14 protein-coding genes and 1 tRNA gene are annotated in these 14192 nt (G+C 54.7%); 7 read left to right on the top strand and 8 right to left on the bottom strand.

Going from position 1 to position 14192, the window contains the following annotated elements:
• Positions 1-35: 35 nt before the first annotated feature.
• The gene (locus BEN30_RS03060) at positions 36-1268 is read right to left on the bottom strand and encodes a 6-phosphofructokinase (protein WP_069956875.1); all 1233 of its coding nucleotides are present in this window, start codon (positions 1266-1268) and stop codon (positions 36-38) included.
• Positions 1269-1479: 211 nt separating this feature from the next.
• On the opposite strand from BEN30_RS03060, the gene BEN30_RS03055 reads away from it, so the two are divergent.
• The 6 genes from BEN30_RS03055 (at position 1480) to asnB (ending at position 6425) form a co-directional block, all read left to right on the top strand.
• A tRNA-Glu gene (locus tag BEN30_RS03055) sits at positions 1480-1555 on the top strand.
• A 164-nt stretch (positions 1556-1719) separates the two neighbouring features.
• The gene (locus tag BEN30_RS03050; protein WP_069956874.1) at positions 1720-2157 is read left to right on the top strand and encodes a cupin domain-containing protein; all 438 of its coding nucleotides are present in this window, start codon (positions 1720-1722) and stop codon (positions 2155-2157) included.
• A gap of 31 nt (positions 2158-2188) precedes the next feature.
• Positions 2189-3001 carry an FkbM family methyltransferase gene (locus BEN30_RS03045; protein WP_084004944.1) on the top strand — a complete coding sequence of 271 codons (813 nt, stop codon included), beginning with the start codon at positions 2189-2191 and terminating at the stop codon, positions 2999-3001.
• On the top strand, positions 2985-4052 hold the full coding sequence (locus tag BEN30_RS03040; RefSeq protein ID WP_069956872.1) for an acyltransferase domain-containing protein: 1068 nt from the start codon (positions 2985-2987) through the stop codon (positions 4050-4052). The genes BEN30_RS03045 and BEN30_RS03040 overlap by 17 nt, the downstream gene beginning before the upstream one ends.
• Positions 4053-4197: 145 nt before the next feature.
• Entirely contained in the window at positions 4198-4422 is a 225-nt protein-coding gene (locus tag BEN30_RS03035) for an acyl carrier protein (RefSeq protein WP_245648970.1), read from the top strand.
• A 20-nt stretch (positions 4423-4442) separates the two neighbouring features.
• Positions 4443-6425, top strand: a complete 1983-nt coding sequence (asnB, locus tag BEN30_RS03030) for an asparagine synthase (glutamine-hydrolyzing) (protein WP_069956870.1) — start codon at positions 4443-4445, stop codon at positions 6423-6425.
• A gap of 26 nt (positions 6426-6451) precedes the next feature.
• Here the strand turns inward: asnB and BEN30_RS03025 are convergent, their stop codons facing one another.
• The 6 genes from BEN30_RS03025 to BEN30_RS03000 all read right to left on the bottom strand — a co-directional run bounded on the left by BEN30_RS03025 (position 6452) and on the right by BEN30_RS03000 (position 12397).
• The gene (locus BEN30_RS03025; RefSeq protein ID WP_069956869.1) at positions 6452-7213 is read right to left on the bottom strand and encodes an enoyl-CoA hydratase/isomerase; all 762 of its coding nucleotides are present in this window, start codon (positions 7211-7213) and stop codon (positions 6452-6454) included.
• Complete coding sequence (locus BEN30_RS03020) at positions 7210-8454, bottom strand: beta-ketoacyl synthase N-terminal-like domain-containing protein (protein WP_069956868.1); 1245 nt, start codon at positions 8452-8454, stop codon at positions 7210-7212. The genes BEN30_RS03025 and BEN30_RS03020 overlap by 4 nt, the downstream gene beginning before the upstream one ends.
• Positions 8435-8680 carry an acyl carrier protein gene (locus BEN30_RS03015; RefSeq protein WP_069956930.1) on the bottom strand — a complete coding sequence of 82 codons (246 nt, stop codon included), beginning with the start codon at positions 8678-8680 and terminating at the stop codon, positions 8435-8437. Before BEN30_RS03015 ends, BEN30_RS03020 begins: the two co-directional genes overlap by 20 nt.
• Positions 8681-8728: 48 nt before the next feature.
• Positions 8729-9988 carry a hydroxymethylglutaryl-CoA synthase family protein gene (locus BEN30_RS03010; protein ID WP_069956867.1) on the bottom strand — a complete coding sequence of 420 codons (1260 nt, stop codon included), beginning with the start codon at positions 9986-9988 and terminating at the stop codon, positions 8729-8731.
• Positions 9989-9990: 2 nt separating this feature from the next.
• On the bottom strand, positions 9991-11238 hold the full coding sequence (locus BEN30_RS03005) for a cytochrome P450 (protein WP_069956866.1): 1248 nt from the start codon (positions 11236-11238) through the stop codon (positions 9991-9993).
• Between the two features lie 67 nt (positions 11239-11305).
• Entirely contained in the window at positions 11306-12397 is a 1092-nt protein-coding gene (locus BEN30_RS03000; protein WP_170826940.1) for a linear amide C-N hydrolase, read from the bottom strand.
• Positions 12398-12563: 166 nt separating this feature from the next.
• On the opposite strand from BEN30_RS03000, the gene BEN30_RS02995 reads away from it, so the two are divergent.
• Complete coding sequence (locus BEN30_RS02995) at positions 12564-13388, top strand: metallophosphoesterase family protein (protein WP_069956865.1); 825 nt, start codon at positions 12564-12566, stop codon at positions 13386-13388.
• 24 nt (positions 13389-13412) lie between these two features.
• Here BEN30_RS02995 and BEN30_RS02990 read toward each other — a convergent pair whose 3' ends face one another.
• Positions 13413-14189 (bottom strand): 4'-phosphopantetheinyl transferase family protein, encoded by a 777-nt coding sequence (locus tag BEN30_RS02990; RefSeq protein WP_069956864.1) that lies wholly within the window; start codon positions 14187-14189, stop codon positions 13413-13415.
• Between the last annotated feature and the right edge of the window lie 3 nt (positions 14190-14192).

Here is a 14192-nt window from a genome sequence, read left to right as displayed (position 1 = left end):
TTGAGAGCGGCCGATTTTGCTGAAGTGAACGAAGCTTATTTCTTTTTCTTCGCCAAAATTTTCGGCACCGCATTGGAGCGGTCCAAGCGCGACACCGTCGGCAGACCACCGGAACCCAACAACGGGGTGACGTACTTCATGAACGCGTCGGTGACGTTGTTACCGTCCTTGTTGATCATGTTTTTGGACATGACCTTGGTCTTGGCGGCAACGTCGGAGATCGGCGACAGTTTGTATTCAACCGCGTAGTTGCCGGTGCGGTGAATGGTCACGGTGCCGTGCTTTTTGCCGGAGAAATGCGCAAACTGCACAGCCTTCTCGCCGACTTCGCGGGCTTCGATGGCATCAACATCAGACACGCAGCCCAGGAACGAGCGCTGCAAGTAACCGAAAGTATCGCCGCGCACGCGGGTGATCCCGGATTTTGCTTTGATCTGGTCGCACAGCAAGTCAGCCAATGCGCCGGTGCCCGACAGTTGGATGTTACCGTGAGCGTCTTTTTCGATGTTTTTCATCAGCGATGTGATGATGGGTGTGCCCTTGGCGTCATGGATGCCTTCCGACACCGCAATGATGCAGCGACCGTACTTGTCGTAAACGCTTTTCACGTCTTTGACGAAGTTGGCCATGTTAAACGTGCTTTCGGGCAAATAGATCAGGTGAGGACCGTCACCATCATACAAACGTGCACCCGCAGCCGCAGCGGTCAAGAAGCCCGCATGACGACCCATCACCACGCCAACGTAAACACCCTTAAGGGCGGCGTTGTCTTGGTTGATGCCAGCAAAGGCCGACGCCACAAACTTGGCAGCCGACGGGAAGCCCGGCGTGTGATCGTTGACCATCAAGTCGTTGTCGATGGTTTTGGGAATGTGAATGCAGGTCAGATCATGGCCCGATTTTTCAGCGTGTTCTGCAACGATGCGTGCGGCGTCGGAAGAATCATTGCCGCCGATGTAAAAGAACGTGCCGATGTCGTGTGCCTTCAAAACCTTGGAAATTTCTTGGCAGTATTTCACGTCCGGCTTGTCGCGGGTGGAGCCCAGCGCCGAACAAGGCGTGGCGGCAACCGCTTCAAGATTGGCCGTGGATTCTTTGGTGAGATCGAGGAAATCTTCATTGATGATACCGCTGACGCCATGAAGCGCGCCGTACACATGTTCGATTCCCGGAAATTTACGCGATTCTAAAATCGCGCCGACGAGTGATTGATTGATTACGGCCGTTGGGCCGCCGCCCTGTGCAATCAGGACTTTACCTTTGAGCATGGGTATACTCCCCTTAAATGCTGTGAATTCTCCCGGAGCGCAGTTTAGCGATAAAATCGCCCGCGTACAGCTCCCCAAAGAGGTAGCGTCGAGGCCCCAATGGGAGGTATTTCGGGAAAAATGGGTAGGGTTGCGGAAAAACATAACATTATCTGCTCAAAAGGCTTGATTTTGCCTCTCTGAGCGTTTAGTTAACGCGTGCTTCCAACGAGACCCCTTCGTCTAGAGGCCTAGGACACTGCCCTTTCACGGCGGCAACACGGGTTCGAATCCCGTAGGGGTCACCAAGCCTTTCAATGGCTTAACTATACTCTCCCAAAAACTTAGTTTACATATAGGTCCTTAGCCTGTGCACACGTCTGCGCATAGGGTGGAACTTGATGTGTTATGGGAGATGCAATGCTTCCATCTCTGCCTTAGATCATGAAATAGGGATACCTGGACATTGTATATGAAAAAGACGATTCAAATTTTGAGTTTTGTGGCAACGATTGGCATGCTTGGCAGTCTTCCCGGCCACGCTGAAGATGTCAAAAAAGATTATAAAAGTGTTGAGTCACTTCTTTCCCATCCCAAGTCGGTGGTTGGTGAGGAAATTTTCTATCCTGGCGGTACACCTGCCGAGATCACCTCGGCCATTGTGACGATTTTACCCGGTGAAAAGACCGTTTGGCACAAGCACGGCGTGCCACTCTACGCCTATGTTCTGTCGGGAGAAGCGGTTGTCGATTATGGGGATGCGGGCATTCGCAAGTATCCAGCAGGCACGGATTTTATGGAAGCCATGGATCACTGGCACCAGGGTATTAACCCGGGAACCGAACCTGTTCGGATTCTGGCCGTTTACTTGGGTGCCGCTGGCCTGCCAAATGTGATTAAAAAGCCTTAGTCATGCACGCGGCAACGTATAGGAGGCAACCATGAGCGTTGAAACGACGACACTCCCTGATGGCCGACAGGTCTATTGCGTAAACGACTATGAGGTTGGATTCAGTTGGCATGAGATCGCCTCAGATGACTTGACCCAGTACGGGCTGACCTTGCCCGCTGGCGGGACTTACGTTGATGTCGGCGCCAATATCGGGTTGTTTTGTCTGCGCTTGCGCGACCTGTGTCCGAGCGCTCGGCTTTTTGCATTTGAGCCCATGCCGAGCGCCTTTGAAGCCTTGCAGCAAAATGCCGCCACCATGGGCGGTGACCTTGAGGTTTGCCGCATGGCCCTCGGCGCGACCCCGGGTCAGGTCGTCTTCGACCATTTTCCGGCGATCACGGCCCTGTCGACCGCTGATTCGGCGTCCGGCCAAACGCTGGCCGATGGACTGCGCAATTTGCTTTTCGGTGAAGGGGCAAGCCCGGAAGTCCGCGCCATCATTGATCGGACCGGAGCCCACGAGCGGCTGGATGACGCTGCCTTTATCGATCAGTTGTTTCGCACCGAGACGGTTACAGCCGATGTGGACACGCTCGACAACATCGTGGCGCGCTACGGTGTTGAGACCATTGATCTGCTCAAGATCGACACAGAGGGGCAAGAGCGTGCGGTTTTGGATGGCATCAGTCCGGCGCTCTGGCCTCGCATCCGCCAATTGTTGGTTGAGGTGCACCGCGGCCCGGAGGAGCTGAGTTTGATTTCTTCTGAGCTTGAAGAGCGTGGTTACACCTTGGTGATTAAAAGCCACCCGATGGCCCAGGGTGGTGCACCGGTCTCTCACATCTATGCCCACCGCCCATGATGAACGTGCAGATCTCATGGGGGCGGAGGAGGTGATGCGACCGACAGAGTCCAGCGTACGAACGGGGACGCCTGATGGCGGAAAAAAAGTCTGTTTTCTTTTTTCCGGTCAGGGTTCTCAATATCGCCAAATGGGGCGAGAATTGTATGACGGGGTTGCGGCGTTCAGGGGCTTTATGGATGCCCTGGACCTCATCGTTTGTCAGGAGACAGGGCGCTCTCTTTTGCCAGAGCTTTATGGGGAGCAATGGCGGCGCAGCGATCCATTTGATCAGACGGGCATCACCCATCCGGCGTTGTACATGTTACAGCTTTCTCTGGCACGGACTTTGATGGCCCAAGGGGTGCGCGCCGATGCCGTGCTGGGCAGCAGTTTGGGGGAATATGTTGCCGCCGTCGTGGCGGGGGCTGTGGATGGCGATGCCATGATGCGTGCCATTGTTCGATCCGCTCGTTCCATTGAACAAGACTGTGAACCCGGCGCGATGCTGTCGGTGCTGGCCCCCCGCCAAATTTATGATGATGAGCCTTGGATACGTGATGCGACGAGTTTTGTCAGCAGCTACCAGACCAACCATTTTGTCATTGCGGGGCCGCTGAATTTAATCAAAGCGGCCCGGGATCATTGGGACGGTGCCGACGTTGTGAGCGTGCTGTTGCCGGTTTCTCACGCCTTTCACAGCGAGTCCATGAACCTTTGCGTTGATTCTTTGCAAGATATCTTTGGCAAACTCTCCATTGAAAAGCCGCGCACGCCTTTTTACTCCTCTCTGCTTGGGGGAAGGGTTGACGCGCTCAGCGTAGCCCATTTTTTGCGTGTCGGCAGGGAGCCGATCCGTTTTGTCGAAGCGCTGAACAATCTGATGGGCGAACCGGACTCAGAGTACGATTTCATTGATCTTGGGCCTTCCGGTTCCCTGGCCGGGATCGTGAAACAATATCTACCTGCCGACGAGAAAGACCGCAGTTTTGCGCTGCTCTCTCTCTTTGCAAACCCACGGGATCAGTATGAGCGGTTGATGGCCCGAAATCTGTCTCGCGGTAGATTTTAAACCCTTTTCATTTTTGTGCGGAATTGGTTCTGGTTGGGGCGCGTCATAAGCCTATAATGATGGAACGTCCGGTTTCAAACGGGCTGGGTCACAAGCGATCGTTTTTTTCATTTTGTTGGATGTCATGGATAGAATACGCACATTTATGGAAGAGCAGTTTCTCATTGAGTTCGATGAGACTTTCCCCGAAGAAAGCAACCTGTTCATGGAGGGGGTGATGGACTCCTTCGGTTATGTTCAGCTCTGTCGTTTTTTGGAGCAGGAATATGATATTCAGTTCACCGAAGAAGAAATGACGGGCAACGTCTTGACCAGCCTCGCTCAAATCAAAAAATATGTTGCCGCCAAAGTCGCTGCAAAAACCACTTAAAAGAGAGTTTCGGATCGTTCATGTGTGGCATTGCCGGCTTCGTTAATCCCGATCAACCCGTTGCGCGCTTGCCAGAAACCGTATCGGGCATGTTGATGGCGATCGGTCATCGCGGGCCGGATGGGCTTGGCTATGTGCTCGATGATCATTTTGCCATGGGCACGGTGCGTCTGGCTATTTTGGACCCAGAAGCCGGAATTCAACCGTTGTCCGATCCCAGTGGTCGCTATTGGCTCTGCTACAACGGTGAAATCTACAACTACCAAGAACTGCGCCGTGAATTGGAGGCGGCAGGAATTGCGTTTCAGACCCATTGTGATACCGAAGTGGTGTTGCAAGCATGGTTGCACTGGGGGCCAGAATGTCTCGCGCGCTTTAATGGTGGGTTTGCCTTCGCCCTTTATGATCGGCACGAACGCAGGTTGGTGCTTGCCCGAGACCGCTACGGAAAACGCCCTCTTTTTTATACCCGGTATCAAAACACCTTGCTGTTCGCTTCGGAGATGAAGGCGTTTTTGGCCGTTCCGGGATTTTCCTTCGCCCAAGATCCCGAACAACTGGCGGCCATATATGCGCAGTGGACTCCTCTGCCGGAGCAAACCGGGTTTAAGGGCATCAAGAATTTACCGGTTGGGGCTTGGCTCTCTTTTCAAAATGATAGCCTTGAACAGCACACCTATTATCGTCTGAGCTTTGAAACGGACATTCGCCTCAAGACGGAAGAAGAGGCGCTGGAGAGAATTCGCGACACCGTCTCTCAGAGTGTTGCCTTGCGCTTGCGCAGCGATGTTGAAGTCGGCGTTTATCTTAGCGGTGGTGTTGATTCAGCCATCGTCGCCGCTCTGGCGAACACGCTTTCGTCCCAGCCTCTTTCAACGTTTTCGGTGGCATTTGAAGACAAGGAATTTGACGAGTCCGTTGAACAGCAGTTGGTTGCCCAACAATTAGAGTCTCACCACGTCGTTCAAACCATCCGCCACAGTGACATTGTCGACAGTTGTCCGAACGCGGTTTACCACGCAGAAATTCCAGCCTTTCGCAGTGCGTTCATCCCCATGTTTTTGCTGTCCAAACGGACAAGTGAGGCCGGAATTAAGGTGGTGCTCAGTGGCGAAGGGGCCGATGAGGCGTTTTTGGGCTACGATTTGTTTAAAGAGACCCTGTTGCGCGCAGCCTGGTCGGACTTGTCCGTTGAGGCGAAAAGCGCTCGGCTCAAACAGCTCTATCCCCATTTGTCTCACTATGGCGATCAGGACAACGCCGCCAAGATGGGGCTTTACCAGCAGTTTTCGACGGAACACATGGCGGGGCTTTTTTCTCATGAGTTGCGGTTTCAAAACGGGCGCTTTTCCGCGCGCCTGATTCAACCGGGTCTTGTGGCGGACCCGTTCGCTGAGATAACGGCTCTGGTCGCAGGTGATCCACAATTCCAAGCCATGAGCCCGGTGGAGAAGGCTCAGTGGCTGGAATATAAAACCTTGTTGCCGGGGTATCTGCTGTCGACACAGGGCGAGCGGATGAGTTTGGCGCACGGCGTGGAAAACCGTTGTCCCTTCCTTGATCCGCATGTGATCGAACTGGCGGCAGCGACCAATTTGAAATTTGATGACGGTTTTCGGGAAAAACGTTTGCTGCGGGAAGCCTTTCGCGGCGTAGTGCCGGCTGCGGTGGTTGATAAGCGCAAATTCCCTTACCGCGCTCCGGATGCAGAAGCCTTTGCCGCGGCTCCTCCGGATTATTTGGACCTGATCCGCTCCGACACCGAACTGGCTAAAATTCCTTTTGTGAACCCAACATTCGCCAAACGCTTGACGGAAAAGGTGTTGAATGCACCACCCGGCGGGGTCAGCACCAAGGAGAATCAGACGTTCCTGTTTTTGCTGAGTACGGCGCTGTTACATCACTTTTTTGTTGCCCGTGAGCAGGCGCCGTTTGTGTTGTCGACAGGGGTGCGACCGCCTGTGCAGCGTGTTGTGGATCTGCGCACGGGATCAACAAATTAAGTTTATCCCTTGTCATTTTTCCCCTGTCATTTTTCCCAGGGGAGTTTCATCTCATTCACATAGCGGCTGATGTTGGCCCGGACCTTAGGATCTGAAAACAGCGCGCGGTTGGCGTCGAGGGCCGGGGCTTTGCGCTGGTGAAGAATGTCCGCCGTTTCACTCATATAATTTTTGTATCGGCCAATGGCCGTTTTATCGAGATGGCGAAGACGCAGCAGGTGTTGGCGCAGCCCCGTTTCCACCGGGGATTCCAGAGCATCCGCCAATCCACACGATAGCGCTTCTTCAGCTGTGATCGGTCGTGTCATCAAGGTGAGGTAATGCGCTTTTTGAAATCCGATCCGGCGGATTAAAAAAGGCAAGACGCAGGCCGGGAAAAGTCCGAACAGCAACTCTGACAGGCCGAAGGTCGCGCCTTCATCCGCCAAAACGATATCGGAGGCGGCGACAAAGCCGACACCTCCGGCGTTGGCCCGGCCCTTGACCACGCTGATGGTGATCAGGGGCGCTTGAGTGAGGCGCAGCCACAGATTGTAGAGGGGTTCGGGATCATCGGGTTCGGTGCTAGACGCCGTTGCTTCAAAGTCGCCTCCGGCACAAAACACATCCGGCGCGCCTTCCAGAACCAAAATTGTAATTGGCGGCGAAGTCTGTTCTTCGCAGCGCTGTAAAACGGCAGATATCTCATCAATCATCTTGGCGTTGATGGTGTTGCCCGCTTCAGCGCGATCAAAGCGAACCCGGCAGATGCCGGCATCAAATTCTACGCTCAGGGTTTCTAAGGTCATGGTTGACGTGCTCCTGGGGATGGCGCTTCGACAATCAAGGCTGAGTTGATGCCGTTAAAACCAAACGAGAGTTTCAGGGCCTTTTGTATCTGGTGGGGTTGGGGCGAGCCTCCAACCCAGCGCAAGGTGTCATCAAGAGGCGGAGATAAGTTTCTCGATGGGTGCAAAATTCCATGGCGCATTTGCAACAGCAGCGCCGCCAACTCGATGCTGCCCGCAGAGGATAGTCCGTGCCCAAGGATTGATTTTGTGGTGTTTGTCCAGGCGCCGTTTAAGCCGAGTTGTCGACAACTTTCCAATTCGGTTTCATCGCCCAGGGGAGTGCCTGTGGCATGACCGTTTAGATAATCAATATCCCCACCGCCGAGCCCCGCTTCGTCGAGCGCCATCTGGGCAGCACGCTGTTGTCCGCCACTGTCAGGCTGCGGCCCCCGGTGGCCGTCGACGATGTGTGCACCGCCGGACAAAACACCGTAGTGGGGGCGGTCTGGGGTTACCCGTTCGATGACCAAGGCAGCCGATGATTCACCAAAAATGAATCCATCATGGTTGCGCGACATGGGACGGCAGGCTTCTTCTGGGATGTCCGCAAAACGTTCTGAGCCCATGGCCCCCAGCGCGCGCAAGCGGTGCAGGTCTAAGGCAGAGACGTCTTGCATGCCGCCAAGGGCAATACAGACATCCACACGGCCCGAGCGCACCGCCTCCATCGCCTGAAGGGTCGCGACGGTGCCGCTGGCTGAGGCCGCGTCAACGGTTTGGGAAAACCCACGAATGGGAAACGTAGAAGTGCAGACCCCGCTCAGGTCCGAATCCAAAAACATATGACCGTGGCGGGGGGGGATGAAGGCCGGGCGCTCCAAGTCGGCAGCGCTTGCCAAGGCGGATTCACGCGACGCGAAATGGGAACCGCCAATGACCAATCCAATGCGCTCGGGGGCAACCGAATTTAGGTCGGCTTCCTGCCAGGCTTCGTTGAGGACCGAGACCGCGATCCGCGCGCTTAACCCCACCGTGCGTTCGATGCGCGGGGGTAAAATAGAGGGTGGATCGGGCATCTCAATGCCGATGAAGGGGGGCTGTCCCGCTTGGGACTGGCGGCCGGGGCGTTGCAGAAAGCCAAACAAATTGGGCGCACGGAGCAAGCCATCCCAAAGTGCACGTTTGCCGTGACCCAGCCCACAGGCCACACCAATTCCGGTGATGGCAAGCGGGCAGCGGTTAGGGGGTTTGCTTGGCATGAATTCGATCGGCCAATTCGCCGATGTTTTTTGGACCGTGCAGTTGCACCATAGGCACTTCCAGGCCGATGGTTTCCAAGGTCGCAATGATAATCTCACTGCGTTCAATGGAGTCCACGCCCAAATCTGCCATCGCGTCGTCGCGGCTGATGGGGTGATCTGTCAATTCAGGGACGGTGCGGCGGATCATCTTGATCAATACGTCGGAAATGGCCTGGCTATCCAATGGTTTTCCCTTGCGGTGTTGGAGGTTGGGGCTGAGGGGCAAACGGCGTCAAGCCCACTTGTATTTGCGATGATATCCCTCAACAGCATCGAGGAAAAGCCATTTCCCATCTGCGGATTGGGGCCAGACTTCGGGGATGATGTCGCAGTCCAGTTTGGCGTCCTTGGTACCGAAGCGGACCACTTGGTCTCCCAACAACAAGGCCTCGTACTGTTCGATGGAGAGCGGGTAGCGACGTTCAAGCGCGCCAGAGATGTTCATGTTCTGCAATCGCTTTTGTCCGTCAGGGGTGACGGTGCCACTGAAAAATTCCGAACAACAGCCAGAGCCGTAGGAAAACAGACCGATGCGAACCGGGTCCGTCAGGGGGGGGGTGGTGTTGATGGTGCCCGCCAAGGCAACGTAGAGCGAGCCACCGGCGCTGTTTCCCATACGCTTTCCATAGGCAAGGCTGGGTCTTAGACGATGTTCGAAGTCGGCATCGATCTCGTCGGGGTCGGCCTTAAAGAGTTTGCGCATCAGGTGGCGGTGGGCGCCTCTGACCATGCCGCCGAAGGGGGTATGAAAAGAAAGATAATCAAAGGTTTTGCGAAAGTCGGCCCCTTCGACCCGGCGGGCATAATCTTTGAAGGCACCGTCGCAACAGTCCAGATAAGCCATCAAGGACAGATCGGCATCTCCGGCCTCGGTATCGGGGCCGGGGCGGCAGGTGTCCATGACTTCAAAGGCGTGGTTGCCGTATGCCCCCGTGTCGATGGCAAAAATATGCGGCGTGTCAGAAAGCAACATGGCCACCGCGCCCGCACCGGAACTGGGTTCTGAATAAGCCCATTCCTGAATGGCGTTTGGGTCGGCGAGAGCAAAGCGGGAAATATCCGTCGTCACCACCAACACTTTGGCACCGGGAGAGGTTTGGCCAAGAAGAAAATTGACCGCCATCTGCACGCCGACGGTTCCCGAATAACACGCTTGCTTGACTTCAAACAGGCGACAGTTCGACGGCAGGTTGAGCAGGGGGTGGAGATAGGTGCTCAGGGACTTGCCGAAGTCGATACCTGATTCCGTGCAGGTGATGACCATTTCGACACGGGCTAATTCTTCGAGCGACAGTTGATCGATCAAAGGCCGGGCTGCGTTGACGGCAAAGCTGACCGGGTCTTCGTAGGGCAGGGCGACGGTTTTTTCTTCCATCAGCAGGTTTTCAAAACGGGGCATGTCCAAGCCGCGATGACGGCACAACGCCAGCACATCAAGGCTGGCGATGCCGCCGTAAAGGTTCATGGCTTCGATGCCAACGCGTTTTTGCATGACTATATTTCCAGGCGAACGGGCAGGTTGCTCATGCCGCGCGCGTTCCGCCGGTCAAGACGCCACTGGGGCGTTCCGGCAAGTTCGATGGTTGAAAATTTTTCTAACAGTGCGGAAAAGGCGATGTGGGCTTCCATTCGGGCCAAGGGTGCACCAATACAGATGTGGGCACCGCCGCCAAAGGTGTATTGAGGATTGGGCGAACGGTTCATATCGAATTGATCAGGATTATCAAATTTATTCGGATCGCGATTTACGGCACCGATCATGCCGATCACCATGGCGCCTGCGGGAATGATTGTACCTTCTAGTTCATAATCCTCAAGGGCAATCCGCAAAATCATATTGCCGCCCGGTTCGAAGCGGAGAAACTCTTCGACGGCACTGCGCATGGAGGAATTGTCCTGGCGCAGAGCGTTCATCTGGTCGGAGTTTTTGAGCAACAGAAACATGCCGTTGCCAATCAATGTGACCGTGGTTTCATGCCCGGCAATGAACATTGAGACCAAATTGGTAAGCGTTTCTTCCTCGCTGAGGGTTCCGTCATCCAGGGCACGAATGGCCATATCCATCAAACTGTCGCCAGGGTTTTTGCGGCGCAGGGCAATCTGTTCTGACAAATAGGCTTTCAGCTCATTTTGAGCCGTCAGCGCCTCAAGCTTTTGTTCCGGGGACATCATGATGTCAGCAAGGCGAATGAGGGCGGAGCTCCATTTGCTGATGGCGGAGTCCATAGAAGGCGGGATATCGAACAGGTTGCCCAATACGCGCAACGGCAGCGGTGCCGCATAGGCCTCGATAAAGTTGACCGTTTTGCCGAGGGGAAGTTGCTCAATCAGTCGCGCCGACTCCGCTTTGATCATGGGGGCCAGATCGCTCATCATCTGGGCGCGAAATGCGGGGGCGTAAACCCCACGCATACGGGCGTGATCATCGCCGTCGCAGTTGATCATCTGCGGCTGACTGCCGCTATAGAGTTGATAGCCGATGGGATCTCGGTCCCGATATTCCGGGGAATTCCAGCCACCTTTCCACTTGCGCGTATCGCGCCCCATTTGTGGCGCTTTGACAATGCGGGAAAAGCCATCGTGCCCCAAGACGAAAAAAATATTGGTCTCGGGATCGAAGTGCAGCGTCCCGCGCTTTTGTAAACGCTTGAGGGTTGGATAGGGATCCGTCAGAAATTCCAGATCACTGAGAATGGTCCACCAGTCAATGGGCTGTTCGTGTTCTGTATTGGATTTGGACATCAATCTTCCTCGGCCTTTAATCCTTCAAGTATGACTTGTCTTGAGACTTCATATTCTTAATTCCCAGCTACTGGGCACTGGCGGTAATGGGTTTGAAGTGATCATTGACCAAACCAGAAATGTCGGGGAGGCGTGGGTTAAGCCAGCGTATCCCCGAGCCCTCGGAAAAGTCGATAAAATTCAGATTTACTTTAATCGTATTGGAATTTTCCACCCAGTCATAATAGTAAACACCGTTTTTCAAGTCTGAAATGGAGAACCACCACGTCGGGTAGGTAGCACCATCTTGATAGGGTGCGCCGACGGGTGAGGCGACCGTTCGCATGACCGAGAAGACTTGAGCAACGGCTTTCTCCGGATCCTTGGTTTGGGGGAGATAACGGGAAAAATATTCGAGTCGAGCGAAACGTTCATTAGATCCAATGTTGCCAGGCAGGCCTTTTTGACCGCCGAACGGTTTGTATTGTTTGAGTTCCTGTATCTGCACATCGTAAGGGGGATCGTTGGTCATCACGGTGAAGTTGCGGCCATGATGTATCACCCGCTGGCCGTCAACAAATTCGATGATGGCAGAATCTCCGGATTTATCCTCGATGGCGACGTGAAAATCCATTGGGTTGGAACCGATATGTGATGGAACGATCTGAATTTGATCCATTCCGGCCAAAGCTTCTTCAACCGTGGCAAAATTATCAAGCAGATAACGCACCCAACGCAATGTGCTAACGGCAGGCTTGGCGGGGTTGCGTTTTTCATACTGTGATCCGGACAGAAACAGGAAATGGGCGGCAAAGCCTTTTTCGTTGATTCCGTCCGCTGCGCCGTCGTCTATTGTGAACGGTCCTTGTTTACTCAGCCAGCCCGAAAACGAGCTGGTGACACTGCCGTATTTAACGGTCCACGACAGCGGGTTGGTCTTCGTTCCACCTGTAACGGTGTCACCTCGAGGCATGATGTAGAGGTTATCTTCGAAGGGGTATGCCCAGTCCATGGTCCGGCCGACGATCACTTGATTGTCTGGGCCGTTCCAGAGCAGACGCGAACAGGCAAAGGCAGGGAGCGATGAAAATGTGAACAGCGCAAGAGCGGCGACCAACTGGAGAGGTTGGGGTAAAAAAATCCGAGCAAACTGTCTGTGAAGTTCTGTCCGATCGAGCATGACCACTCCTGCCGTCATAGCGTGTTGAAACGGGTCTGTTTCAAAGCAATTGTATAGATTTAAATCAATACAACCTAATTTAATTGTGTGGGACTCTCAATCGATTGTGAGGGAACCGTCCGGAAACGATTGCGTTAGGTTGTGGGCTTCATGATAAGGTCGCATCATGAAACTTTGGGCAATCAGCGATCTTCATTTGGGCACCCCAGCCAACCTGTCGGCTTTTATGGCGATGGGGCATTATCCCGATGACTGGTTGATCTTGGCCGGAGATATTGGGGAGCGGATAAGTGTGCTCGACCATGCGTTTTGTGAAAGCGTCCGTCGCTTCAAGCAGGTCATCTGGGTGCCTGGAAACCACGAACTTTGGACCGTCCCGGAAATTGGCTCCGATATCCCTGTGCTGGCGGGCGAGGCCCGTTATCGGAAGTTGGTCGAGTTGGCGCGCCAGCACGGCGTCTTGACCCCCGAAGATCCTTATCCCGTGTGGCCTGGGGCGGCTGGTCCGATAGAGATTGTGCCTTTGTTTTTGCTTTACGATTACAGCTTTGGGCCACCCGGCATGTCCACAGAAGAAGTCGTTGCGTGGGCCCGAGAGGAACGAGCGGTGGCCGCAGACGAGATGCTTCTTTCTCTCGAGCCATGGCCGTCGCGGGAGGCTTGGTGTGCTGAGCGCTGCCGTTTGAGTGAGCAGCGCCTTTGTGAACTGGACCCAGAGGTGCCAAAAGTTCTGATCAACCACTTCCCTTTGCGCCGGGACCTGATCGACATCCCCCGGGTGCCCCGATTTGTGCCTTGGTGCGGAACTCAAAAGACCGAAAACTGGCATCGTCGTTTCAATGCCGCCGTGGTGGTTTCCGGGCATTTGCATGTGCGGCGCACCGATTGGCGTGATGGTACGCGGTTTGAAGAGGTTTCTTTGGGGTATCCTCAGCAATGGAATTCGGGCAAAGACCTTCACCACTATCTACGCGAAATTCTCCCAGGTTAAAGGGCCGGGATTAAGGAACTCTGGCTACTTAAGTCGTTCGGCAATCCAATCCAACGGCGCGGCTTCTATCGTGACGTCAAGTCGTGATGGATCGGAGTGGCGTACCGCCAAGGCGAGACGATGAGCGTTTGTGGGGCTGGCGCGCCGAAACCCCCACGTCTGTGGATCGTTTGGAATGTCATCGAGCAGGTTCGTCTTGAACTGGATAGCCAACGGTTCGAGGCTAAAATGAAAGGCGTCCAAAGGTTGGGACAAGCCTTTGCCGATGGCCTTGATGTAGGCTTCTTTCAGCGTCCACAGGGTGAGGAAGATGTCCTGCTTTTTGTCTGCCGGTGTGGTTTGCAGCAACGCGCGTTCTTCGCTGGTGAAGACCCGTTCGGCGAGGCTGTCAATATCGCATTGTCGTTCTAGCCATTCCACATCAACGCCGATGTCGTGATGTTGGGTCAGGGCAACGGCGACTATGCCTCGAGTGTGAGAGAGATTGATCCTCAATCTAGGCAGGTTGAGCGGGGAGACGACCTCCGGTTTTCCGTATGGCCCGATGGTAAAACGCCAAGAAGAGGCTTCATGGCCCGTCCACCGTGTCAAAAGGGCGCGGGCGACGGCGTGAGCGGCGATGTAGGCGTGGCGGTCATGGAGAAAATGAAAACGCTGGGCCCGCTCTCGTTCCTCCACATCAAGAAGGGCTTCCAAAGTTGGCCAGTGGCCGTCTGAAAGCGTGGCCAGGTCAAGCCACCAAACGTCCACCCGATTTTCAGGAATGGGATCGGTTGCGAGCGAGGGGCTATCAATATCCATGGT

This window comes from Magnetovibrio blakemorei (assembly GCF_001746755.1).
In the GTDB taxonomy this organism is placed as follows: Bacteria; Pseudomonadota; Alphaproteobacteria; order Rhodospirillales; family Magnetovibrionaceae; genus Magnetovibrio; species Magnetovibrio blakemorei.
Note: the sequence above shows the minus strand (reverse complement) of the source record. Positions and strands in the feature narration are given on the sequence as shown.